We start from the raw sequence: 23,838 nt of genomic DNA on the forward strand, positions 1-23,838 counted from the left end.
CGACATCAACTTTTCGGCATTGCAGGCTTGACTTGCCGGGCATGTCTCCGCCTCAATCATCCTCGATGGGGCGTCTAGGCGAACTTGATCTGCCGGACCGGTTGGCGCCGTGGTTGCCGCGCTGGGTGACGTCGATCGCCGTCGGTCTGCTCGCCACCGCTTGTGCCGCGCTGATCCGCTTCCTCCTCGACACGCTGGTGCCCGGCGCCGCGGTTTTCCCGCTGGTGTTTCCCGCCGCGATGATCGCGACGCTGTTCGCCCGCTGGCTCGCCGGGGCGACGGCGAGCACTGTCTCGATCCTGTTCGGCTGGTATTATCTCTATCCGGTCAAGAACAGCTTCCGCTTCGAGACGTCGGCGCAGGCGGTGACGATGGGATCGGTGATCATCGCCGCGGCGATCACCGTGGCGCTTGCCGAGATGTTCCGCCGCTCGGTGCACCGCGCGACCCAGGAACGCGACCGCCAGATCGCCGAGCGCGAGCTGTTCCTCGAAGAATTCGATCACCGGGTGAAGAACAATTTCATGCTCGTGGCCTCGCTGCTCGAGATGCAGCGCCGCCGCGCGGGCGAGGGCGAGACCGCCGAGGCGCTGGGCAGCGCGCTCTCACGCGTCGAGAGCATCGCGCGCGCACACCGCTACCTCTATCGTGGCGGGGCGACGCCCGGCACCGTCGACATGGCCGCCTATCTCAACGAACTCTGTTCGGCGCTGTCCGACGCGCTGTTCCTGCGCGGCGCGATCACGCTCGATTGCCGATCGGACCATGCCGCGCTGCCACGCGACCGCGCCGTCTCGATCGGGCTGATCGCCAACGAACTGGTCACCAACGCCGTCAAGCATGCCTTTCCGGGGCGCGACACCGGCATGATCTCGATCCGCTTCGAAGCCGCCGGCGCTGGCTGGCTGCTGACCGTGCGCGACAATGGCGCCGGCATGCCTGCGGAAACCAAGGCCAGGGGTCGCGACGGCGGTCTCGGCCATCGGCTGGTCGAGGGCTTTGCCCGCCAGGCCCGCGGCACGATCCACACCGAGAGCGGCGCGGACGGCACCGTGGTTACCGTGCAGCTGGAACCCTAGCCCAGCGCTTCGACCTGCTCGGCGAGTTCGAGCCAGCGCATCTCGGCGGCATCCTTTTCGTCGCGCAACCTGGCGATGCCGTCGTTGAGCTGGGCGAACCTCGCGGGATCCTTGGTGTAGAGGCTGGGGTCGGCCATCGCCGCTTCGTCGTGCGCGATCTGCGCCTCGATCTCCTCGATCCGCTTGGGCAGCAGATCATAGTCGCGCTGGTCCTTATAGGTCAGCTTGGTGCGCGGCTTGGGTGCCTCGGGTGCGGCGGCGGGCTTGGCCGCGGCTTTCTTCGCTTCCTGCTTCGGGCGGCGCTGGGCTTCCCAATCGGCATAGCCGCCGATCACCACATCGACGCTGCCAGAGCCGTCGAGCCCGAGCGTCACCGTGACGGTGCGGTCGAGAAAGTCGCGGTCGTGGCTGACGATCAGCACGGTGCCTTCATAATCGGCGATCACTTCCTGGAGCAGATCGAGCGTCTCGAGGTCGAGGTCGTTGGTCGGCTCGTCGAGCACCAGCAGGTTCGAATGGCGGGCGAATTCGCGCGCGAGCAGCAGGCGCGAGCGTTCGCCGCCCGATAGCGTGCCGACCTTCGCCTCGGCCAGGCTCGGATCGAACAGGAACTCCTTGAGATAGCCGTGGATGTGCTTGCGTGACCCCAGCACGTCGATCCAGTCGCCGCCATCGGCGAGCACGTCGCGCACGGTCTTGTCGGGCGCCATCAGGCTGCGCTGCTGGTCGATGACGATGCCGTCTAGCGTCTTGGCGAGCCGCACCGAGCCTTCATCGGGCTGGATCTCGCCGGTGAGCAGCTTGAGCAAGGTCGATTTGCCCGCGCCGTTCGCGCCGACGATGCCGATCCGGTCGCCCTTGGTGATGCGCAGCGTCAGGTCCTTGATGATCGTGCGATCCCCAAAGCGCTTGGTGACGTGCTTGACGTCGATCACCACCTTGGTCTGGTTGTCGTCGGCGGCAGTGACCAGCTTGGCGGTGCCCTGCGGCCCGGTCATCGCAGCGCGGGTGGCGCGCATCTCCTTCAATTTCTCCAGCCGGCCCTGGTTGCGCCGCCGGCGACCGGTGACGCCGCGCTGGAGCCAATGCTCTTCCAGCTTGAGCTTGGCATCGAGCCGCTGGGCGTTGCGCTCCTCCTCGGCATAGACCTGATCGGTCCATGCCTCGAACCCGCCGAACCCCACTTCGGCGCGGCGGATCGTCCCGCGATCGAGCCACAAGGTCTGGCGGGTGAGGCGCGTCAGGAAGGTGCGATCGTGGCTGATCACGATGAACGCGCCGCGATAGCGGGTCAGCCAGTCCTCGAGCCATTCGATCGCGGCGAGATCGAGATGGTTGGTCGGCTCGTCGAGCAGCAGCACGTCGGGATCCTGCGCCAGCGCGCGCGCGATCGCGGCGCGGCGGCGCTCGCCGCCGCTCGCAGTGCTCGCGTCGCGCGACAGGTCGATGCCCAGCTGGTCGGCGATCGCCTCGGCCTCGTGCGGCTGGGGCGCGTCGTCGCCCGACAGCACATAATCGCGCAGCGTCGCGCAGCCGGTCATCCGCGGCTCCTGCTCGAGCAGGATCACGCGCGTGCCCGGCTGAAGGATGCGGCGGCCCTCGTCGGACTCGATCTGCCCGGCGATCAGGCGGAGCAGCGTGGTCTTGCCCGCGCCGTTGCGCCCGATCAGTGCCAGGCGGTCGCGCTCGCCGACATAGAGGTCGAGCCCGCGGAACAGCCAGCCATGGCCCTGGTTCAGACCGAGATTTTCATATGCAAGTACGGGAGCAGCCATTTGGGGCACCTAGGGACCTCTGGTGTTGCTCGCAAGTTACGCCCTGCTGACATGCGTGTTCAGGGGCTATTCAATGGCCAATCCCTATGCGATGCCGATGCGAATGCTGGTTAAGACCGTTTTGTGCGCGTGCCTGGCAGCCATACCGACGTCCGGGCCGGGGGCGGCTGCGCGCGTGCCCGAGGCACAGGACAGCGGCCAGGATGCCGCCCGCCAGCGCCGCCAGGCGGGGCAGAATCTTCCCGTCCGCGAGATCGAGCGCCGCGTGATCCCCCGCATGCCCGGGGCGCAATATCTCGGTTTCGATTATGATCCGGCGACGGACATTTACACACTCAAATTCCTGCGCAATGGATCGGTGATCTGGGTGGATGTCGATGGCCGCAGCGGCCAGATCCTCCGCCGCACGGGTAGCTGAAGCGCGCAAATCAGGCGCAGCACGAGGAACAGGAAACAGGATGCGACTTCTCATCGTCGAGGACGAACCCAATCTCGGGCAGCAGCTCAAGAACGCGCTCGAAGGCGCCGGCTATGCCGTCGATCTCGCCACCGATGGCGAGGAGGGGCATTTCCTGGGATCGACCGAGCAATATGACGCGATCATCCTCGATCTCGGCCTTCCCGAGATCGACGGGCTCACGGTGCTCGATCGCTGGCGCAAGGAAGGCCGCACGATGCCGGTGCTGGTGCTCACCGCGCGCGACAGCTGGTCGGACAAGGTGGCGGGGCTCGACGCCGGCGCCGATGATTATGTCGCCAAGCCCTTCCAGACCGAAGAGTTGATCGCCCGGCTGCGCGCGCTGATCCGCCGCGCCTCGGGAAATGCGTCCGCAGAGCTTATCGCGGGCGATATTCGCCTCGACACGCGCAGCGGCAAGGTCACCAAGGACGGCGAGCCGGTGAAGCTCACCGCGCAGGAATATAAGCTGCTCAGCTATCTGCTCCATCACAAGGGCAAGGTGGTCAGCCGCACCGAGCTGATCGAGCATATCTACGATCAGGATTTCGATCGCGATTCGAACACGATCGAAGTGTTCGTCACGCGCATCCGCAAGAAGCTGGGTCCCGACGTGATCACCACGATCCGCGGCCTGGGCTACAGCCTCGAGGAGCCGGCCAACGCCTGACGCCTCGGCCTCGCGCGTGCTCAATCCTTTAAGACGCGCATCCCTGGCGCTTGCGGCCGCGGCCGGTCTTGGCATCTGCGTGCTCGGGGCCATTTTGCGGCAAAGGCTCGGCGACTGGGCGTCGTTGGGCTTGCTCGTCGGCGGTATCCTTCTCCTCGGTGTGGTGGCGTGGAAATTCTTCGCGGGCGCGAAGCGGAACGCGCCCCCGCCTCCGCCGCACATTTCCAATCCCGATGCCTTCGAGCCCCAGCCCCGCCCCTATGTCAGGGTGACCGGCTCGGTCAGCCGCCGGATGCTGCTGATCGCGACGGCGTGGATCATGATCCTGCTGGTCGGCGGGGGCTATGGGCTCGATCGCGTGCTCACCGACGCCGTCACTCGCAATTTCGACGATCAGCTCGATTATCTGCTCACCTCGATGATCGTCCAGGCCGAGATCGGCCCCGGCGGCGAAGTGGTGTTCAACCGCGATCTTTCCGACCAGCGCTTCCTCGAGCCGAATTCGGGTGCCTATTGGCAGATCAGTGGTGAGGGCTTCGAGTCCTTCCCCTCGCGCTCGCTGTGGGATCGCAAGCTCAAGGTCAGCCAGGTCCATAACGATCGCGATCTGCACCTCTACGAAAGCAAGGAATTCCCCGAGACCACGCTGCGGATCGCCGAGCGCGACTTGAAGCTGCCGGGCTCGCCGGTGCGCTGGCGCTTCCAGGTGGCGCTGTCGCGCGATGCGCTGGACGATCAGATCGCGGTGCTGCGGCGCACGCTGGTGCGCAGCTTCGTGATGCTTGGGCTCGGGCTGATCGTGATGGTCGGTCTCCAGACCTGGTACGGGCTGCTGCCGCTGCGCAAAGTGCGTCGCGAGATCAAGCGGCTGCGCGCGGGCAAATCGAAGCGGATCGAAGGCACGATGCCCGCCGAAGTCGCGCCGATGGTCGAGGAATTGAACGCACTGGTCGAGCATAATGATCGCCAGGCCGAAGAGGCGCGGCGCCATGCCGGCAACCTCGCCCATGCGCTCAAGACCCCGCTCACCGTGATCATGAACGCCGCCACTGCCGGCTCCGACGATCTCGCCGCCACCGTGGTGCGCGAGGCACGGACGATGCGCCGCCAGGTCGATCATCATCTCGCCCGCGCGCGCGCCGTCGGCCGGCGCGGCAGCGCGCATAGCCGCGCGCCGATCTGGCCGTCGATCGAGGCGGTCGAGCGCGCCGTCGCGCGGCTCTATCCGCATGTCCGCATCGATGTCGGTGGCCCCAAGACGCTGATCGCGCATATCGAGCGCCAGGATCTCGACGAGATCATGGGCAATCTGGTCGAGAATGCCGCCAAATATGGCGGGGGCAGCGTGTTCGTGACGATGGGCGCGCAGGCCGGGTTCGTCGAGATCCTGGTCGAGGATGACGGCCGCGGCATCCCCGAGGCCGATCGCATCCGCATCTTCGATCGCGGCGTGCGGCTCGACAGCGGCAAGCCGGGCACTGGCCTCGGCCTAGCGATCGTCCGCGACGTCGCCGAAATCTATGACGGCACGGTCAGCCTCGAAGAGAGCGAGGATCTCGGTGGGCTGCTTGTGCGGCTGCGCCTGCCCGCCGCGGGCTGATCTTTTCGCCGCTGCAACAAACTGAAATCTGGGTGCGACGAATCGTCTTCACATTGGCGATCGTCGGCGGCTGCGCTGCCGTCTCCTCCTCGGGTCGCAACAAAAAGGATCGTGTTCACCAAGACTTAGAACTTTTGGGATAGCCTGCCCCGCAGGGTTCTGTCCCAGAGCAAAAGGTCAACAGATGAGCACGATCCAATCCATGATGACGGGCGCGATGCAGTCGCCGCGCAACCAGATGAACGACCGGATTTCGGCAGCCGCCTCCGCCGGGGCGATTTCGGATACCGACCAGAAGGCACTCGGCTCCGCGCTCAATTCGATCGATTCGAGCCTCGCCGGCACTAAGCCCAGCGGCGACATGAAGGCGAGGATCGACGATCTGATCCAGCAGCAGGTCGATAGCGGCGCGCTGACCGACGACCAGGCGAGCGAGCTGCAGAGCTTCTTCGCGCAGGGCGCCGAAGGCGGCGAAGGCAAGGGGCCTGGTGGTCCCGGCGGCCCGGGCGGGCCAGGTGGTCCGGGTGGCGCAGGCGGCCCGCCGCCGGCGGCATCGGCCGAGGATTCGGAAGAAGACGATGGCGACGACAGCAGCACGGGCACGGTCAGCGACGCCGCCTCGACCAAGCTCGACGCGCTCGAGGCGTTCCTCGAAAAGCTGCGCGCGAGCCAGGAAAGCAGCTCGGGCTATGGCAACGGCGCCAGCAAAAGCAGCCCGACCGGGCTGATCCTCGACTCGCTCGCCTGAGGGCGGGCGGCGGCGGCGCCGGTCGGGGGGCCGGCGCCGTTATGCCTTACAAGCTCCGCATCGCCTCCGCGGCGAGGGTCAGGCTGCGGCGCCGCGCCTGGTGGTCGAACATCGCGCTGGTCAGCATCAGTTCGTCCGCGCCGGTCCGCGCGATGAAGGCGGCGAGTTGCTCGCGCACCCGCTCGGGCCCGCCGATCGCGCTGGCCGACAGCACTTGGCCGAGCATCGCCGCGCCCTGCGGCCCCAGGCTTTCGCGATAGCCCGGCACCGGCGGCGGCAGCTGGATGCCCCTGCCGCTGCGGATCGCGACGAACGCCTGTTGCTGCGAACTGGCGAGCAGCTCGGCCTCGGCGTCGCTGTCTGCGGCGAAGACGTTGAAGCCCAGCATCAGATGCGGCTTGTCGAGCACCGCTGAGGGCTTGAAGGTGCGGCGATACATGTCGATCGCCTCGTCGAGCAGGCCAGGCGCGAAGTGCGACGCGAAGGCATAGGGGAGGCCGAGCATCCCCGCGAGCTGCGCGCCGAACAGGCTCGATCCGAGGATCCACAGCGTCACGTCGGCGCCCGCGCCCGGCGTTGCGCGGATGCCGGTCTTGCCGTCGTCGGCGAAGAAGCTCTGCAGCTCGAGCACGTCCTGCGGGAAGGCGTTCGAATTGGTATCGAGGTTGCGCCGGATCGCCATCGCGACGCGCTGGTCCGAACCCGGCGCCCGGCCCAGGCCCAGATCGACGCGACCCGGGAACAGCGCGTCGAGCGTGCCGAATTGTTCGGCGATCTGGAGCGGCGAATGGTTGGGCAGCATGATCCCGCCGGCGCCAACCCGGATCGTCGACGTCGCCGCGCCGACATGGCCGATCACCACTGCGGTGGCGGCACTGGCGATGCCCTCCATCCCGTGATGCTCGGCAACCCAATAGCGGGTGAAGCCCAGGCTTTCGGCATGGGCGGCGAGATCGGCGGCGTTGGCCAGGGCCTGGGAGGCGTTCCCGCCCTGGACGATGGGGACGAGGTCGAGCAGCGAATAAGCAGTCATGGACCGCCAGATGGGGGCGCCTCCGCGCCGCCGCCAGCGCTGCCGCAGGAAGAAAAACTATCCCGGGCTCAGAACCCCAGGGTCAGCCGCAGCGCGGCGCCCTTGTCGTCGGGCAGGGCGGCGTAGTTCCCGGGATCGCTGCGCAGGAACAGGTTGCCGCTCAGGTCGCCGCCTTCGAACGGCCAGACATAGCGCAGTTCGTAATCGATCTCGCGGCCTTGCGGCGTGAGGTTCAGCTGGGTGACGTTCCACGCGCTGACGCTCGACGTGGCATAGTCCCAGTCCGCGGGCAGTGCGATGTCGATGCCGCCGCGGGTCACGCGCAGCGGCTGGGCGACACGCAGGCCGATCGAATCGAAGCGGCCGAACAGTCCGGTCTTGTCGAGATCGGTGGCGAAGCCGTTGGTGCGGATCAGCCCGCCGCCGGCCACGCCGCGCAGCCGCGCATGGGTCCAGCCCTGGCGCAGCGATCCGCCGAGCGACCAGCCGCCGCCCAGATCGGTGCGCAGCGCCAGGTCGATGAAATTGCTGTCCGCCCGCGCCGCGCCGAACCCGCCGGTGAAGCGCGCGCCGAGCACGGTGTCGCGTTCGTCGAGATGGGTGAGCGACAGCCCGGCCTGGAGCGGCCCGAAGCGCCGGTCGAGCCCGATCGTCGTGCGGCCATAGCCATAGCGTTCGGGCCGCCAGCGCAGGCTGGCGAACTCGGTGTCGCGCCGGGTGAGCACCTGGCCGCTTTCCTGCGCGAGGGTCAGCCCCCAGCCACCGAGCAACTGACGCACCGCGACCGAGCCGGTGACATCGACGTCGAACCCCGAATCATGTGCCGGATCGCGCGCGACGAGGAAGGCGGGATCGTCGCGCCCGCTCAGACGCGCGGCAAGGGTGTTGCCGCCCTCCGACGCGCCGAACGCGAACTGCGCGCCGCTGCCCAGCCGCCCGGTGACGCTGGCGGCCAGCATCCGCGCGACGCTGGCATCGCGGCTGCCGATGCCCAGCCGCTCGATCCGGATCGAATCCTGCGTCGGCACCAGCGAGACGGCGACACGCAGGTCGCTATAGCCCACCGAAAAGCTGCGCTCGCGCGAGGCCATCAGCCCGGGAAGGCGGCGGGCGAGCCCTTCGCGGCGGATCGTGCGGGCGAGATCCATCTCGAAGGCGCGGTCGAACGAATCGAGTACCACGGCGCCCAAAGCGCCCTGCCGGGCGTCGCCCATCGGGCCCGACAGCGTGGCGTTGATGCTCGCCGAGGTCTGGCCGCCCGATCCCGCCAGCGACATCGTGCCGACCGGCTGGAAGGCGCGGGTCAAGTCGAGCACGCCGTGGCCGTAGACCGCGTCGACGCCGGTGGCGCCGACGTCACGCGCGGTGGCGTAGAGCAGCTGGACGATCTGCGCGCCGGTCAGGTTCGGAAACGCCTGAGCGAGCAGCGCGACCGCGCCGGCGATCTGCGGCGCCGAGAAGGAGGTGCCCGACCAGAGATAGGGCGTGTTGTTGGCGTCGGGCGCACGCACGCTCTCGCCGACGGCGGTGAGATAGACATTGGCGCTAGTGCCGGCGCGATTGGAGAAGTTCGAGATCGTGTCGCTGGCGTTGACCGAGCCGGCGATGATCACCAGCCCGCGCGACACCGCCGCATTGTTCGCCGCCGAGGTGAACGGATCGGGATTGGCGGCATCGGGGCCGTCATTGCCCGCGGCGATGACGATCACGATCCCCGCCGCGGTGGCGCGGTCGATCGCCTGGAGCAGCTGCGCATTGGGCGCGTCCCCGCCGAGCGAGATGTTGACCACGCGCGCGCCGCCGGTGCGTGCGGCGTCGAGCCCCGCGGCGATCGCGCTGTCGTTGAACTTGCAGCCGCCATCGGTGCCGGTGGTGGCGCAGCTGCCCGGCGAGTCGGCGCGCGCGACGATCAGCTGCGCGTCGAACGCCACGCCCTGCGTGCCGGCATCGTTGCGCCGCCCGGCGATGGTGAATGCCACTGCCGTGCCGTGCCCGCCGACATCGTCGATCGAGGCGTTGCCTGCCGTATCGCGCGACGCCGCGGTGATCCGGCAGCTGCCGGTGCCCACACCGGCCGAGCAATCGCCGAATTCGAGGCTCTGCACGTCGATGCCGCTGTCGATCACGCCGACGCGGATGCCCGCGCCGGTGCCGCCATGGGTGTAGGCGGTGAGCGCGTTCATCGACACCGCGCCTGCGGTCGCGCGATATTCGGTGGTGTCGTACGTAACGCTGGGGGTCGGAGTCGGCGTGGGGGTGGGGACCGGCGTCGGCGTCGGGCTTGGCGCGGAGGCCGGCGCCGGAATCGGGCTCACGCCGCCGCCGCCGCTACCGCCGCCACAGGCCGCAAGCGTCGCGAGTGCGCCGATCGCCACCGAATGCCGCATCTGCGCAACCAACGCTGCCCGCATCAAACCGTCTCCCGCCCTGGTCGCAAGCCATGGCCTATAAAATATCATTGGTTTATCGCGGCTTAACGCTAGGTTTCCCTGCCCGCTTGCCGCGGTCTCGTCCACTCCGTAGAGCCCCGGGCGATGCTTGCGCAGCTAGCCCATGTCCGTAACTGGATCTTCGATCTGGACAACACGCTCTATCCCGTGAGCGCGAACCTCTTTGCTCTTATAGACGCGCGGATCGGCCAATATGTCGCGCAGCTGCTCGAATGCGACGCGCAGGAGGCACATCGCGTCCAAAAAGGCTATTTCCACGCCCATGGCACCACGCTTTCCGGGCTGATGGCCAATCACGGCACCGACCCGCACCACTATCTCGACTATGTCCACGACATCGACATGAGCCTGGTCGAGCGCAACGAGGCACTGATCGAGGCCTTGGCCCGGTTGCCGGGGCGCAAGCTGGTCTTCACCAATGCCGATGCGCCCTATGCGATCAAGGTGCTCGATCGGCTGGGCCTGGGTGACACGTTCGAGGCGATCCACGACGTCCATGCCAGCGCCTATCGGCCCAAGCCCGATCCGCATGCCTATCAGGGGCTGTGCGACGCCTATGGGCTCGATCCCACCGAATCGCTGTTCGTCGACGACATGGCGCGCAACCTTGCGCCGGCCAAGGCGATCGGCATGGCCACGGTGTGGATCGACAACGGCTCTGAACAGACTGCGGATCAAGATCGCAGCTTCATCGACTATATTGCCGGCGACCTGGGGTCGTGGCTGCACCAAATCCTGGAGGACTGAGTTGACCGATCTCGCAACCACCATCGATGCCGCCTGGGAAGACCGCGCGAATCTGGGCCTCGCCACGCAGGGTCCGGTGCGCGACGCCGTCAAGGAAGCGCTCGCGCTGCTCGACGGCGGCGCCGCGCGCGTTGCCGAGCCGATCGACGGCGGCTGGCAGGTCAACCAGTGGCTCAAGAAAGCGGTGCTGCTCTCGTTCCGCCTCAACGACAATGCGCCGATGGAGGGCGGCTGGTTCGACAAGGTGCCGCTCAAATTCGCCGACTGGAACGACGCGCAGTTCCGCGAGGCCGGCTTCCGCGCGGTGCCCGGCAGCGTCGTCCGCCGCGGCGCGTTCATCGGCAAGGGCGCGGTGCTGATGCCCAGCTTCGTCAATATCGGCGCCTATGTCGGCGAAGGCACGATGGTCGACACCTGGGCCACCGTCGGCAGCTGTGCGCAGATCGGCCGCAACGTCCACTTGTCGGGCGGTGCCGGGATCGGTGGCGTGCTCGAGCCGCTCCAGGCCGATCCGGTGATCATCGGCGACGGCGCGTTCATCGGCGCGCGCGCCGAAGTCGCCGAGGGTGTCCGCGTCGGCGAAGGCGCGGTGCTGTCGATGGGCGTCTATCTCGGCGCCTCGACCAAGATCGTCGATCGCGCAACCGGCGAAGTCCATCGCGGCGCCGTGCCGCCTTACTCGGTGGTCGTGCCCGGCACGCTGCCGGGCGAAGCGGGCAAGCCGGGGCTCTATTGCGCGGTGATCGTCAAGACGGTGGACGCGCAGACGCGCAGCAAGACCGGGATCAACGAACTGCTGCGCGACTGAACGGGCTGGCGGCTGGAGGCCGAGATGAAGGATTTCTTGGGACGATTTTTCGGGCGCAGGCCTGCAACCGACGCCGCGGCGGCGCCCTCCAGCGTGCCGGCGCCGGAAGCTGCGATGGATGCCCGGACGCAGCTGCGCGAAAAGCTTCGCCAGGACGTCGCGGCAGGGTTCGACGACGAGGATGTGATCCTCACCAACATCGCCGACTATTTCGAGGACGAGATCGATCCCGCCCTGGTCCGCCGCGAGGCGCCCGCGATCCTGCGTGAAGTGCTGGCCGAACACGCCCGAGCGGCCGCCAGCTGGCCGGCGGTCACCGATTGCGACCGCCTCGACGCCGCCTTTGCCGCGCTGGAAGCCGACGGCATCATCGCCCGGCAGAACTTCACTTGTTGCATGACGTGCGGCTCCGCCGAAATCTGGGATGAGGTCGAGGAAGCGAGCAACGACGGGCTGCAGGCACGGGGCTACACCTTCTACCATTTCCAGGACACCGATGCCGCCCTCGAGGGCCATGGCATTTTCCTGGCGTACGGCGCCTGCGAGGATGGTGAGGCGGCCGCGCTAGACATTGCCGGGGAGGTTGTCGCGGCGCTGGAGGCGCACGGCCTGTCGCCGGCATGGGGCGGCAGCTGGAGCGAGCGCATCGCGCTTCCGCTCGACTGGAAACGGCGCAGAGGCGTCGCCGCGCCGTTTGGCTGATCGCGATGGCGCGCGCGGTCCCGACGGCTTAGGATCGGCGCGATGACCGATCCGATGACCTATGGGCGCTATCTCGCGCTCGACGACCTGCTCGCCGCCCAGCATCCGCTGTCCGACCGCCATGACGAACTGTTGTTCATCATCATCCACCAGACCAAGGAGCTTTGGCTCAAACAGGCGATCGCCGAGATCCGCCTCGCGATCGACTTGGTCCGTGCGGACAAGCCGGTTGAGGCGTACAAGTCGCTCGCCCGGGTCAGCCGCATCCAGGCCGTGATGACGCTGAGCTGGGAAGTCCTCACCACGATGACCCCCAGCGACTATAGCCGCTTCCGCGACGTGCTCGGCACCAGCTCGGGCTTCCAGTCGGACCAGTTCCGCGCGGTCGAGACGCTGCTCGGCCTGCGCGGTGGCGGCGTGCCCGGGCCGCTCACCACCGAGTTCGGCGCGGCACCGAGCCTGTGGGACGAAGCCAATGCCGCGCTCGCCCGCGCCGGCTTCGATCTCCCGCCGCAAGCGCTGACGCGCGACTGGTCGCAGCCCTACGCGCCGAGCCAGGCGGTCGAGGATGCTTGGGCGCAGGTCTATCGCGACCCGACCCGCCATTGGGAGCTGTACCAGCTCGCCGAGAAGCTGGTCGATGTCGACGACGCGCTGGCGACGTGGCGGCACAAACACGTGCTCACCGTCAGCCGGGTGATCGGGATGAAGCCGGGGACCGGCGGCACGCCTGGCGCATCCTATCTCGCCTCGACGCTGACCAAGCGCGCCTTTCCCGAATTATGGACGCTCAGGACGCAGCTATGAGCTGGAAGCGCCTGTTCCAGCGCGCGCTCGCCGCGGCGCCCGATCGCCTCCATTTCGCCGCGCATTCGCACCATCTCTGGCCCGATGCCTCCTATGTCGGGCAGCTCGCCGCGTGGGAGGACGGGGCGCGCCTCGCCGACCGCAAATGGGAGCGGGTGATGGGCGATCTGGCCGGCAGCGCAGGGCCATGTCGCCGCGGAGCTCAAGCTGCCCGATCCGGCTACCGTGGTCTTTGCCTCCAACACCCACGAATTGCTGCTCCGCATCGTCTCGGCATTGCCCAGGCGCCCGCTGCGCATCCTCGCCAGCGATGGCGAGTTCCACAGCTTCCGCCGGCAGGCCGCGCGTTGGGAAGAGGCGGGGAGCGTGGTCGTCGAGCGCGTCCCGATGGAGCGGCTGGTCGCGCGTGCCGCCTCGGGCGAGCACGATCTGATCTTCGCCAGTCATGTCCAGTTCGGCACCGGGCGCGTGTTCGACGGTATCGCCGAACTTGCCGCGCTCGCCCGGCCCGATGGCCCGTGGGTCGTGATCGACGGCTATCACGGCTTCATGGCGATGGAGACCGATCTCTCGGCCGTCGCCGACCGGGTCTTCTACCTTGCCGGCGGATACAAATATGCGATGGCGGGGGAGGGCTGCGCCTTTCTCCACGCGCCCCCCGGCTTTGGCCCGCGCCCCGAGATCACCGGCTGGTATGCCGAGTTCGACGATCTCTCGCTGCCGCCGGGCAGTGTCGGCTATGCGCCCGATGCGCGCCGTTTCCTCGGCGCGACCTTTGATCCTTCGGGCATCTATCGCTTCGTCGCGGTGCGCGACATGCTGGCGGACGAGGGCCTCGCCACCGCGCAGATCGCCGCACATAGCGCGGCGCTGCGCGACCGGCTGCTTGCCGAACACCCGCTCGAGGCCGAGCTGCTCAACCCCGGTTCGCCCGCGCGCTTCGTCGCGTTCCGCAGCCCCGAGGCCGCGCGCTGGAAGGCCGCGCTGGAAGCCGACGACATCATCGTCGACGTGCGCGGCGACGTGCTGCGCATCGGCTTCGGCCTGTATCAGGATCCGCGCGACGTCGTGCGTCTGGTCGAGGCGCTGGCCGACATCGCCGGGCGCTGAGCGTCAAGCGATCGGCGCGACGCCCAGCCGGCGGATCTCGATCGCGGGGCAGCGGTCCATCACCACTTTCAGCCCTGCCGCTTCGGCGCGCGCCGCCGCGGCCGCGTCGGAGACGCCGAGCTGCATCCAAACCGACTTGGCGCCGGCGGCGATCGCCGCATCGACGGCCTCACCGGCGAGCTCGGACCGGCGAAAAATGTCGACCATATCGATCCGATCGCCGATCTGATCCAGGTCGCGGAACACGAATTCGCCGTGGACATGCTCGCCGGTGATCTGTGGATTGACCGGGATCACGCGATAGCCATGGCGTTGCAGCAGCAGCATAACGCCGTTGCTCGGGCGCTTGGGCCGATCGGATGCGCCGACCATCGCGATAGTGCGGGTCTCTTCGAGCAGCGCCTTGATGTCTTCGTCGCTAGTCAATGGCATGACATTACCTCTCTAGCCATTGGTAGACGGATTCGGCGAGGATCCCAAATGCGTCCGCCGGTTCTCCTGTGCCTGCTGCCGGGGGGGTGCCTGCGTCGGAGGCCAGCCGGATCGCGATCTGGAGCGGAATTCGACCCAGGAACGGGATGCCCAGCGCCGTCGCCGCGGCCTCGGCTCCGCCGCACCCGAACGGATCGGAGACTTCGCCGCAATGCGGGCATTGATAGCCTGCCATATTCTCGATCAGCCCGATCACCGGCACCTGCGCCTTGACGAACAAGTCGATCGCCCGCCGCGCGTCGATCAGCGCCAGGTCCTGCGGAGTCGAGACGATCACCGCGCCGGCCGGCTTGTGCTTCTGGATCATCGTCAGCTGGACGTCGCCGGTTCCCGGCGGCAGATCGAGGATCAGGATCTCGGCATCGCCCCAATCGGCATCGACCATCTGGCCCAGCGCGCCGCCCGCCATCGGCCCGCGCCAGGCGATCGCCTGCCCCTCGGCGACCAGCCCGCCCATCGACAGCAGCGGCACGCCGAAGCGCGTCTGCACCGGGATCAGCACCTTCTCGCGCGCTTGCGGCCGGATGCCCTCGACGCCCATCAGCCGCGGCTGGGAAGGGCCATAGATATCGGCATCGACGAGCCCGACCTTGCGTCCGCGCCGTGCCAGCGCGATCGCCAGATTGGCCGCGACGGTGGACTTGCCGACTCCGCCCTTGCCGCTCGCCACCGCGATCAGCCGCCGGGTCTTGCGCTCGCTCGTCATCAGCACGCGCACTTCCTCGACGCCCGCAAGCGCTCCGATCGCCCCGCGAATATCGGCCTCGATCGCCTCGCGCACATCCGGCGCCAGCCCGGTCACGTCGAGCACGATGCTCGCGCGCCCGCCTTCGAATCGCGCCGTGGCGCGGCCGGCGGCGAGCGGCGCTAGCACCGCCTCTATCTCTGCTATCGTCGTCATGGGGGGTGACATAGGGCGACAAAACGTTGCCGCCACTGTAAATCCGCGTACCGCTCCTTATAAAGGCAGACATGGCGAACCTATTGGACCGGATCGGCCTGGCCGGCATTTTCCACAACGAGGCTCCGAAAAGCCCCTGGGGCAGCGGCGGAAGCGGCGGCGGCGAGGGCGGCGGATCGGGCAATGGCGGCTCGGGCGGCGGGGGCAGCGGCCCGCGCAACCCATGGTCGTTCCCGCCTGACGGCAAGCGGCCCCGGCCGACCGGCGCGAGTACGCTCGACGAGCTGCTCAAGCGCGCGCGCGGCGGGCGTGGCGGCGGTGGCGGCGGCGGCGGGTTCCCCGGTGTGCCCGCGGGCGGGCGCCTCTGGCTGATGGTGTTCGGCGGGCTGCTGCTGGTCTGGCTGATCTATACCAGCTTCCATCCGATCGGCCCGCGCGAGCGCGGCGTCGTCACGACGCTGGGTCGCTATGCCGGCACGCTCGAGCCGGGCGTGCAGCTCACCTTCCCGGCGCCGTTCCAGCTCGTCGACGTCGTCGATGTCGGCAATATCCGCACCGAGAATTTCCCGACCACCGGTGAGAATCTGATGCTCACCGGCGACCAGAACATCGTCGATCTGGCCTATTCGGTGCGCTGGGACATTCGCAGCGCCGCCGACTACAAGTTCCAGATCGCCCGCCCGCTCGAGACCGTGCGCGCCACCGCCGAGAGCGCGATGCGCGCAGTGATCGCCACCACCACGCTCAACGAAGCGATCGGCGAGGGCCGCTCGCGGATCGAGGGCCAGGTCCAGCTGGCGATCCAGCAGATCCTCGACGAATATCATTCGGGCATCCGCATCCAGGGCGTCGCGATCCAGAAGGCCGCCGCGCCGCAGGCTGTCGACGAGGACTTCAAGCAAGTCACCGCCGCGCAGCAGGAGGCGCAGGCCAACAAGAACAACGCCAATGCCTATGCTCAGCAGGTGCTGGCCCAGGCACAGGGCGAGTCGGCCGAGTTCGACAAGATCTATGAACAGTACAAGCTCGCGCCCGAAGTGACGCGCCGCCGCATGTATTACGAGACGATGGAGCAGATCCTGTCGCGCACCAACAAGACGATCGTCGAGGCACCCGGCGTCACGCCCTATCTCGCGCTTCCGGATCTCAAGCGCCGCGCCGATGACGACGCCGCTGCCAAACCTGCGCCGCAGGCGGGAGCGCCGCGATGATCCGCGCCTGGCTCCGCAGCCCGATCGGCATCGCCGTCGCCCTCATCATCGCTTTGGTGCTGTTCACCAGCACGATCGCGATCGTCCCCGAGACCGAGCAGGCAGTGATCCTGCGGCTCGAAAAGCCGCTGCGCACGGTCAACGCCTATCAGCCCGGCGAGCAGTTCGGCCGCACCCATGCCGGCCCGATCTTCCGCATCCCGTTCCTCGACCGCATCGTCTGGGTCGACAAGCGCGTGCTCGACATCGACTTGCCCAACCAGCCGGTGCTCTCCACCGATCAGCTCCGGCTCGAAATCGACGCCTATGCCCGCTTCCGCGTCGTCGATCCGCTGCGCATGGTGGTCACCGTCGGCAATGAAGAGCGCGTCCGCGATCAGCTCCAGCCGCTGTTCGGCTCGTCGCTGCGCAACGAGCTCGGCAAGCGCCCCTCCTCCGTGCTGCTCAGCCCCGAGCGCGGCCAGGTGATGGACAATATCCAGGCCTCGCTCCAGCGCCTCGCCAGCCAGTACGGCGTCGAGATCGTCGACGTGCGGATCAAGCAGACCGAGCTGCCTTCGGGGTCGCCGCTGCAAAGCGCGCTCGATCGCATGGCCACCGCGCGCCGCCAGGAAGCCGCGACGATCAAGGCGCAGGGCTTAAAGGAGGCGCAGATCATCCGCGCCACCGCCGGCGCGCAGGCCGCGCAAATCTATGCCCAGGCGTTCAACAAGGATCCTGCCTTCTACGATTTCTATCGTGCGATGCAGTCCTACCGCGCCACTTTCCTCGCCCAGGGCGAAGGCAAGGGAGATACCCAGATCATCCTGAGCCCGCAGAACAGCTATCTGCGCGAGTTCATGGGGCAACGATGACGCTTTCGGTTCGTTCATATTCAATCGCCGTTCAGCAACTCGGCGCAAGAATTCGAACCGAACGCTTACCCGTCTTCTGAAGGGATTCACGCACGTGCGTTACGCCTACGCTCTTTCGACTGCCCTCCTCCTCAGCGGCGCTGCCGCCGTGATGACCATCCACGAGCCTGCCGGCGCCCAGACCGCGCAGAACGAGCCCGGGGCGATCCAGGCTGCCGCGCCCAAGGCCGGCGCGCCGATGAGCTTTGCCGACATGGTCGCCAAGCTGCAGCCGGCGGTGGTCAACATTTCGACCACCCAGCGCGTGACCGTGAACGCCAATCCGCTTGCCGGCACACCTTTCGAGATGTTCGGCGGCGGGCAGCAGGGCGGCCAGCCGGTGACGCGCGAGGCGCAGTCGCTCGGCTCGGGCTTCATCATCTCGGCAGACGGCTATGTCGTCACCAACAACCATGTGATCTCCGCCGATCAGAAGGGCGCCGCGGTAGAATCGATCACCGTGACGCTGCCCGACAAGCGCGAGTTCAAAGCCAAGCTGATCGGCCGCGATCCCTCCTCGGATCTCGCCGTGCTCAAGATCGACGGCACCAATCTGCCGTTCGTCCGCTTCGGCGACTCGAAGCAGTCGCGCGTCGGCGATTGGGTCGTCGCGATCGGCAATCCGTTCGGCCTGGGCGGCTCGGTGACTGCCGGCATCATCTCGGCGACGCACCGCGTCACCGGCCAGGGCGGCGCTTATGATCGCTTCATCCAGACCGACGCCTCGATCAATCGCGGCAATTCGGGTGGCCCGATGTTCGATCTCCAGGGCAATGTGATCGGCATCAATTCGCAGATCCTGTCCCCCACCGGTGGCAATGTCGGCATCGGCTTCGCGATTCCGGCCGAAGAAGCCAAGCCGGTGATCGACACGCTGATGAAGGGCGGCGCGATCAAGCGCGGTTATCTCGGCATCGGCCTGGGCGGCCCGGTCGACGCGGATATCGGCGAAGCGCTCGGTCTACCGAAGAACCAGGGCGAGATCATCGCCCGGGTCGAGCCCGATGGTCCTGCGGCCAAGGCGGGCCTGCGTCCCGGCGACGTCGTGACTCAGGTCAACGGCAAGCAAGTCAATCCCGATCAGACCCTGTCCTATCTGATCGCCAATGTCGCACCGGGCTCACCCGCTAAGCTCGACGTGATCCGCGACGGCAAGCGCATGGCGCTCACGGCAACCGTGGCAAACCGCCCGTCGGACGACCAGCTCGCGCTCAGCCTCAACGGCGGCAGCGAAGGCCTGCCCGACGAAGACGATACGCCCGGCGCCGCCGTCCCTGCCGCGTCGATCGGCCTCAACGTCGTGCCGCTTACGCCGCAGATTGCGCGCTCGATCGGCGTCAATTCGACAATTCGCGGTGTGGTCGTCGTTTCGGCCGATCCGCGCACCGATGCCGGCCAGAAGCTCAAGCGCGGCGACGTGATCCAGAGCGTCAACAACCTCCCCGTCGCCACCGCGGCCGACCTCGCCCGCGCCGTCGGCGCGGCGACCACCGCCGGCCGTACCCGCGTCGCGCTGCTCGTCACGCGCGAGAAGCTGACCACTTTCGTCTCGGTCCGCACCAAGGACTGAGCGTCCCCCTGGTTGCAGGGAGGACAATTCCTCTCCGTCATCCCGGCATCCGCCGGGATGGCGGAACAGGCCGGGGCAGGGATGCCGGCACTCGTAACTGCCCGGCACCTCGGCTAGCAATCCTTCGGCGTGCAGCGTTTGGGAGAGTGGCATGGACGGCGCTTCGGACATCTTCGTCGGTGCGAGCGGCGACGGAAAGCGGCAGGCTCTCGTCCTCCGCCGCGCCAATCGCCACGGGCTGATCGCGGGCGCCACCGGCACCGGCAAGACCGTGACGCTCCAGGGCCTCGCCGAAAGCTTCTCGGCGGCCGGCGTTCCGGTCTTCCTTTCGGACGTGAAGGGCGATCTCGGCGGAATCGGGATGGCCGGTTCGCCTACCGCCAAGACCCATGCCGCCTTCGCCGCGCGCGCCGCGGAGATCGGCGACACCGATTGGCGCTACGAAGCCGCCCCGGTCCAGCTCTGGGATCTGTTCGGAGAGCAGGGCCACCCAATCCGCGCCACCGTCTCCGAGATGGGACCGCTGCTGCTCGCGCGGCTGATGGGGTTGAACGATACCCAGGAAGGCGTGCTCAACGTCGCCTTCCACGTCGCCGACCAGGGCGGGCTGCTGCTTCTCGATCTCGACGATCTCCAGGCGATGCTCGCGCACTGCGCTGAACGCGCCAGCGAGCTGTCGGTCAATTTCGGCAATGTCAGCAAGGCCAGCGTCGGCACGATCCAGCGCCAGCTGCTCCAGCTGCGTACCCAGGGCGCCGAGCATTTCTTCGGCGAGCCCGCGCTCGACATGCGCGAATTTCTGCGCGTCGACGAGGAGGGCCGCGGCGTCGTCAACGTGCTCGCCGCCGACAAGCTGATGGCCTCGCCGCGGCTCTATGCCAGCTTCCTGCTCTGGCTGCTCTCCGAACTGTTCGAAACGCTCCCCGAGGTCGGCGATCCCGACAAGCCCAAGCTCGTCTTCTTCTTCGACGAGGCGCATTTGCTGTTCGACGATGCGCCCCAGGCGCTGCTCGACAAGATCGAGCAGGTCGTCCGGCTGATCCGCTCGAAGGGTGTCGGCGTCTATTTCATCACCCAGAATCCGATCGACATTCCCGAGGACGTTGCCGGCCAGCTCGGCAATCGCGTCCAGCATGCGCTGCGCGCCTTCACGCCGAAGGATCAAAAGGCGGTACGCTCGGCCGCCGAGACCTTCCGTGCCAATCCCGGCGTCGACGTCGCGACCGCGATAACCGAATTGAAAGTCGGCGAGGCGCTGGTGTCGCTGCTCCAGGACGATGGTGCACCCTCGCCGGTCGAGCGCACGCTGATCCGCGCGCCGCGCTCCCGCGTCGGACCGCTGACGCCGGAGGAACGCCGCGTTTTGATCGAAACCAATTCGGTCGGCGCCAAATATGACGTCGCGATCGATCGCGAATCCGCCGAGGAGATGCTTCGTGCCAAGGCCGATGAAGCGTCCGCCGCGGCTCTCGAAGCCGAGGCCGCCGACGATGCCGCCAGGGACGCCGCGGCCTATGCCAAGGACCAGGCTCGCATCGCCAAGGAGGCCGAGCGCACGCGCATCGCCACCGAGCGTGCCCAGGCGACCTCGCCGTGGAACCGCGTCGCCGAAAGCGCCAGCCGGGCCGCGGCGTCGTCGCTCGGCCGTCAGGTAGCCAACGAAGTCGGCCGCGAAATCTTCGGCGGCCGCGGCCGCCGCTCGGAGAGCATGGGCGCTAGGCTGGTCCGCGGGGTGCTGGGCGGGCTTTTCCGCGGCTGAGCGCCGCTGTCCTACACCCGTCTCACCATGCTAGACCGCCCTTGGCTCTTTGACGGCGTGTAGGACGATCTTGGGAAAACCGGCGCAAGGAAGTTGCGTGAGGGCGAAACGGAATTTCACGATTCGCATGCAATTAGTGACGTCGAGCCCCGCAAATCCAACATTTGGACGCCGTGCGTGTAGGACGAAACGCGCGAAAACACTGTCCAATCGCGGCGTTCGATGCCACGGTGCCGCGATCCGGCGCTGGGGGAGCGGTGTTGAAGGCAGTGTCATTCCCCGGCGTTCTTTTCTGACGCTGGAGTTTCCCGCCTTATGGCCACCGCACCCGATCGTGCCCCGTCCGAGCTCACGCTCCGGGGTATCCTGCTGGGCGGCGCGATCACGCTGCTGTTCACCGCGGCCAATGTCTATGCCGGGCTCAAGGTCGGCCTGACCTTCGCGACCTCGATCCCCGCCGCCGTCGTCTCGATGGCGATCCTGCGCTTCTTCCGCGGCAGCTCGATCCTCGAGAACAACATCGTCCAGACGATCGCCTCGGCCGCGGGCACGCTCGCGGCGATCGTGTTCGTGCTGCCCGGGCTGATCATGGTCGGCTGGTGGTCGGGCTTCCCCTATTGGACCACCGTTGCGGTGTGCATCACTGGCGGCGTGCTCGGCGTTATGTTCTCGGTGCCGCTGCGTCGCGCGCTGGTGACCGGATCAGACCTGCCCTATCCCGAGGGCGTCGCCGCCGCCGAAGTGCTCAAGGTCGGCTCGAATTCGGGCACCGGAGATGCCGAGAATGCCAAGGGGCTTCGCACGCTGATCCTCGGCGCGCTGTTTTCCGGGGGCTTCGGCCTGCTCGCCGCGATGAAGCTCGTCGCGGGCGAAGCGGCGAAGAATTTCCGGATCGGCGGCACTGCCTCAGGCATGTCGACCAGCTATTCGATGCTGCTGATCGGCGTCGGCCACCTTGTCGGCATCTCGGTCGGCGCAGCGATGTTCCTCGGCATGCTGATCTCCTGGACGATCCTCGTTCCCTATTTCGCCTCGGGCGCCGATTTCTCCGCGGGCGTCGACGCGATCGTCGGCGGCACCTTCCGCGGCCAGGTCCGCTTCATCGGCGCCGGCACGATCGGCGTCGCCGCGATCTGGTCGCTGCTGCGCATCATCGGCCCGATCGTCACGGGGCTGCGCTCGGCGCTCGCCGCCTCGCGCGCCCGCGCCGGCGGACAGGCGCTCGACCTCACCGAGCGCGACTTGCCGATCGGCATCGTCGGGCTGGTCACGCTGCTCACCCTCGCGCCGATCGCTTGGCTGCTCTGGGACTTCTCCGCCGGCGGGCCGGTGCATGATTATCCGCTCGCGGTGATCGGCGGGACGCTTGCCTATCTGCTGATCGTCGGCGTGATGATCGCGGCGATCTGCGGCTATATGGCCGGCCTGATCGGCGCATCGAACTCGCCGGTGTCGGGCGTCGGCATCCTTGCCGTGCTCGGTGCCTCGCTGCTGCTCGTGCTGATCTTCGGCCATGAGACCGATCCCAATCGCACCAACGCGCTGATCGCCTATGCGCTGTTCACCACGGCGATCATCTTCTCGATCGCGACGATCTCGAACGACAATCTCCAGGATCTCAAGACCGGCCAGCTCGTCGGCGCGACGCCGTGGAAGCAGCAGGTCGCGCTGATACTCGGCGTGGTGTTCGGCTCGCTCGCCATTCCGGTGGTGCTCGACCTGCTCAAGGACACGCTCGGATTCGTCGGCATGCCCGGCGCCGGGCCGAACGCACTGTCAGCGCCGCAAGCCGCGCTGATCTCGTCGATCGCCAAGGGCGTGCTCGGCGGCGATCTCGACTGGAACCTGATCGGGCTGGGCGCGATCATCGGGGTGGTCGTCGTCGCGATCGACGAGCTGCTCGGGCGCTCGGGCAAGATGCGCCTGCCGCCGCTTGCCGTCGGCATGGGCATCTATCTGCCGATGGGCCTGACGCTGCTGATCCCGGTCGGCGCGCTAATCGGCCATTTCTACGATCGCTGGGCCAAGCGACAGGCCAATCCCGAATTCGCCGAGCGCATGGGCGTGCTCGCCGCGACCGGGCTAATCGTCGGCGAATCGCTGTTTGGCGTCGCCTTTGCCGGCGTGCTTGCATGGGCCAATCGCAATTCGCCGATCCCGCCCAACGATGCGCCGCTTGCCGTTGTGGGCGAAGGCTTCGAAAGCGTGGCCATGTGGATCGCCCCGCTGTTGTTCTTCGGGCTGATCGCCATCGCCTATGCGCTCACGCGGCGGATGGTCGCCTCGACGCCGGCCGCTCCGGCGCCCGAGCCCGAAGTCGATATCGCCAATTATCGCTGAGGCTCAGCGCCGCCCGCGATAGGTCGGCAGGCCCAGCTTCCAGACGATCGCCGCAGCGCGCAGGGCAAAGCCTGCCGCAGCGGCGATCAGCCCGGCGGGCAGCGCCGAGAGCCCGACAAGCGTTAGCCCGACATAGAGGCTGGAGGCGAGCGCTGCCGCAGTGACGTAAAGCTCGGGGCGCATCAGGATCGACGGCTCGCCCGCCAGCACGTCACGAATGATCCCGCCGACACAGGCAGTGACGACACCCATCACCGCGGCGGGCACCGGCGGGATGCCATAGCCCAGCGACTTGGCCGCGCCGAACGCGGCATAGGCCGCCAGCCCGAATGCATCGAGCCAGTCGAAGCTGCTGTCGTTCCACCAACGCTGCGGGGTCATCCAAACCAGCGCGGCGACGGCCAGGCACAGAGCCGCGACGCTGGCATCGTGCACCCAGAATACCGGCGCGCCGATCAGCAGATCGCGCACCGTGCCGCCGCCCACCCCGGTGATCAGCGCGAAGAACGCCGCCGTCACGAAGGTTTGGGCGTGCCGCGCCGCGGCGAGCGCACCGGTCGCAGCAAACAACGCGATCCCGAACAAGTCGAGCCAGGGCAGGATGGGTCCGATCTGGTCGGCGACGGGAGCAGGCATCGCGCGCTTTTCACGCCTGGGCGGCATGGCTGTCAAACGGCGCTTGGCGA

The 23,838-nt window shown here is 67.7% G+C and carries 21 protein-coding genes; 15 read left to right on the forward strand and 6 right to left on the reverse strand.

What is annotated here, in order from left to right; translation table 11 throughout:
* Nucleotides 1-113: 113 nt before the first annotated feature.
* Nucleotides 114-1,079 carry a sensor histidine kinase gene (locus tag AB2M62_RS19260; RefSeq protein ID WP_404336432.1) on the forward strand — a complete coding sequence of 322 codons (966 nt, stop codon included), beginning with the start codon at nucleotides 114-116 and terminating at the stop codon, nucleotides 1,077-1,079.
* On the opposite strand, the gene AB2M62_RS19265 is transcribed toward AB2M62_RS19260, so the two are convergent.
* Nucleotides 1,076-2,854, reverse strand: a complete 1,779-nt coding sequence (locus AB2M62_RS19265; protein ID WP_404336434.1) for an ABC-F family ATP-binding cassette domain-containing protein — start codon at nucleotides 2,852-2,854, stop codon at nucleotides 1,076-1,078. The genes AB2M62_RS19260 and AB2M62_RS19265 overlap by 4 nt on opposite strands.
* A gap of 73 nt (nucleotides 2,855-2,927) precedes the next feature.
* Here AB2M62_RS19265 and AB2M62_RS19270 point away from each other — a divergent pair, with 73 nt between their 5' ends.
* From AB2M62_RS19270 to AB2M62_RS19285, 4 genes are all read left to right on the forward strand, one after another.
* Nucleotides 2,928-3,272 carry a hypothetical protein gene (locus AB2M62_RS19270; protein WP_404336436.1) on the forward strand — a complete coding sequence of 115 codons (345 nt, stop codon included), beginning with the start codon at nucleotides 2,928-2,930 and terminating at the stop codon, nucleotides 3,270-3,272.
* Nucleotides 3,273-3,312: 40 nt separating this feature from the next.
* Nucleotides 3,313-3,981, forward strand: a complete 669-nt coding sequence (locus tag AB2M62_RS19275; RefSeq protein WP_404336438.1) for a response regulator — start codon at nucleotides 3,313-3,315, stop codon at nucleotides 3,979-3,981.
* 292 nt (nucleotides 3,982-4,273) lie between these two features.
* Entirely contained in the window at nucleotides 4,274-5,581 is a 1,308-nt protein-coding gene (locus tag AB2M62_RS19280) for a sensor histidine kinase (RefSeq protein ID WP_404340042.1), read from the forward strand.
* Nucleotides 5,582-5,765: 184 nt separating this feature from the next.
* The gene (locus AB2M62_RS19285; protein WP_404336440.1) at nucleotides 5,766-6,329 is read left to right on the forward strand and encodes a hypothetical protein; all 564 of its coding nucleotides are present in this window, start codon (nucleotides 5,766-5,768) and stop codon (nucleotides 6,327-6,329) included.
* 46 nt (nucleotides 6,330-6,375) lie between these two features.
* On the opposite strand, the gene AB2M62_RS19290 is transcribed toward AB2M62_RS19285, so the two are convergent.
* Together AB2M62_RS19290 and AB2M62_RS19295 are read right to left on the reverse strand one after the other, a co-directional pair.
* On the reverse strand, nucleotides 6,376-7,362 hold the full coding sequence (locus AB2M62_RS19290; RefSeq protein ID WP_404336442.1) for an LLM class flavin-dependent oxidoreductase: 987 nt from the start codon (nucleotides 7,360-7,362) through the stop codon (nucleotides 6,376-6,378).
* Between the two features lie 68 nt (nucleotides 7,363-7,430).
* Nucleotides 7,431-9,773, reverse strand: a complete 2,343-nt coding sequence (locus AB2M62_RS19295) for a S8 family peptidase (protein ID WP_404336444.1) — start codon at nucleotides 9,771-9,773, stop codon at nucleotides 7,431-7,433.
* Nucleotides 9,774-9,896: 123 nt separating this feature from the next.
* Here AB2M62_RS19295 and AB2M62_RS19300 point away from each other — a divergent pair, with 123 nt between their 5' ends.
* The 5 genes from AB2M62_RS19300 (at nucleotide 9,897) to AB2M62_RS19320 (ending at nucleotide 13,986) form a co-directional block, all read left to right on the forward strand.
* Nucleotides 9,897-10,559 (forward strand): pyrimidine 5'-nucleotidase, encoded by a 663-nt coding sequence (locus AB2M62_RS19300; protein WP_404336446.1) that lies wholly within the window; start codon nucleotides 9,897-9,899, stop codon nucleotides 10,557-10,559.
* Between the two features lies 1 nt (nucleotide 10,560).
* Entirely contained in the window at nucleotides 10,561-11,367 is an 807-nt protein-coding gene (dapD, locus tag AB2M62_RS19305) for a 2,3,4,5-tetrahydropyridine-2,6-dicarboxylate N-succinyltransferase (RefSeq protein ID WP_404336448.1), read from the forward strand.
* Nucleotides 11,368-11,391: 24 nt separating this feature from the next.
* A complete protein-coding gene (locus AB2M62_RS19310; protein ID WP_404336450.1) occupies nucleotides 11,392-12,069 on the forward strand; it encodes a DUF6891 domain-containing protein in 678 nt (225 codons plus the stop codon).
* Nucleotides 12,070-12,111: 42 nt separating this feature from the next.
* Nucleotides 12,112-12,876: a tryptophan 2,3-dioxygenase gene (locus AB2M62_RS19315; protein ID WP_404336452.1), complete on the forward strand. Its 765-nt coding sequence runs from the start codon at nucleotides 12,112-12,114 to the stop codon at nucleotides 12,874-12,876.
* A gap of 225 nt (nucleotides 12,877-13,101) precedes the next feature.
* The gene (locus AB2M62_RS19320; RefSeq protein ID WP_404336454.1) at nucleotides 13,102-13,986 is read left to right on the forward strand and encodes a class V aminotransferase; all 885 of its coding nucleotides are present in this window, start codon (nucleotides 13,102-13,104) and stop codon (nucleotides 13,984-13,986) included.
* Nucleotides 13,987-13,989: 3 nt separating this feature from the next.
* On the opposite strand, the gene AB2M62_RS19325 is transcribed toward AB2M62_RS19320, so the two are convergent.
* Entirely contained in the window at nucleotides 13,990-14,418 is a 429-nt protein-coding gene (locus AB2M62_RS19325; protein ID WP_404336456.1) for a CoA-binding protein, read from the reverse strand.
* A 4-nt stretch (nucleotides 14,419-14,422) separates the two neighbouring features.
* On the reverse strand, nucleotides 14,423-15,184 hold the full coding sequence (locus AB2M62_RS19330; protein ID WP_404340044.1) for an Mrp/NBP35 family ATP-binding protein: 762 nt from the start codon (nucleotides 15,182-15,184) through the stop codon (nucleotides 14,423-14,425).
* A 266-nt stretch (nucleotides 15,185-15,450) separates the two neighbouring features.
* Between AB2M62_RS19330 and hflK the strand changes: the two genes are divergently transcribed.
* The 5 genes from hflK to AB2M62_RS19355 all read left to right on the forward strand — a co-directional run bounded on the left by hflK (nucleotide 15,451) and on the right by AB2M62_RS19355 (nucleotide 23,152).
* Nucleotides 15,451-16,590 (forward strand): protease modulator HflK, encoded by a 1,140-nt coding sequence (hflK, locus tag AB2M62_RS19335; RefSeq protein ID WP_404336458.1) that lies wholly within the window; start codon nucleotides 15,451-15,453, stop codon nucleotides 16,588-16,590.
* A complete protein-coding gene (hflC, locus tag AB2M62_RS19340; RefSeq protein WP_404336460.1) occupies nucleotides 16,587-17,444 on the forward strand; it encodes a protease modulator HflC in 858 nt (285 codons plus the stop codon). Before hflK ends, hflC begins: the two co-directional genes overlap by 4 nt.
* Nucleotides 17,445-17,538: 94 nt before the next feature.
* Entirely contained in the window at nucleotides 17,539-19,053 is a 1,515-nt protein-coding gene (locus AB2M62_RS19345; protein ID WP_404336462.1) for a Do family serine endopeptidase, read from the forward strand.
* 151 nt (nucleotides 19,054-19,204) lie between these two features.
* Nucleotides 19,205-20,812 (forward strand): helicase HerA-like domain-containing protein, encoded by a 1,608-nt coding sequence (locus AB2M62_RS19350; protein WP_404336464.1) that lies wholly within the window; start codon nucleotides 19,205-19,207, stop codon nucleotides 20,810-20,812.
* 315 nt (nucleotides 20,813-21,127) lie between these two features.
* Nucleotides 21,128-23,152: an OPT family oligopeptide transporter gene (locus tag AB2M62_RS19355; RefSeq protein ID WP_404336466.1), complete on the forward strand. Its 2,025-nt coding sequence runs from the start codon at nucleotides 21,128-21,130 to the stop codon at nucleotides 23,150-23,152.
* A 3-nt stretch (nucleotides 23,153-23,155) separates the two neighbouring features.
* Here AB2M62_RS19355 and AB2M62_RS19360 read toward each other — a convergent pair whose 3' ends face one another.
* The gene (locus AB2M62_RS19360; protein ID WP_404336468.1) at nucleotides 23,156-23,788 is read right to left on the reverse strand and encodes a trimeric intracellular cation channel family protein; all 633 of its coding nucleotides are present in this window, start codon (nucleotides 23,786-23,788) and stop codon (nucleotides 23,156-23,158) included.
* Nucleotides 23,789-23,838: the final 50 nt, after the last annotated feature.

Source organism: Sphingomonas sp. MMS12-HWE2-04, assembly GCF_044881185.1.
Lineage (GTDB): Bacteria > Pseudomonadota > Alphaproteobacteria > Sphingomonadales > Sphingomonadaceae > Sphingomonas.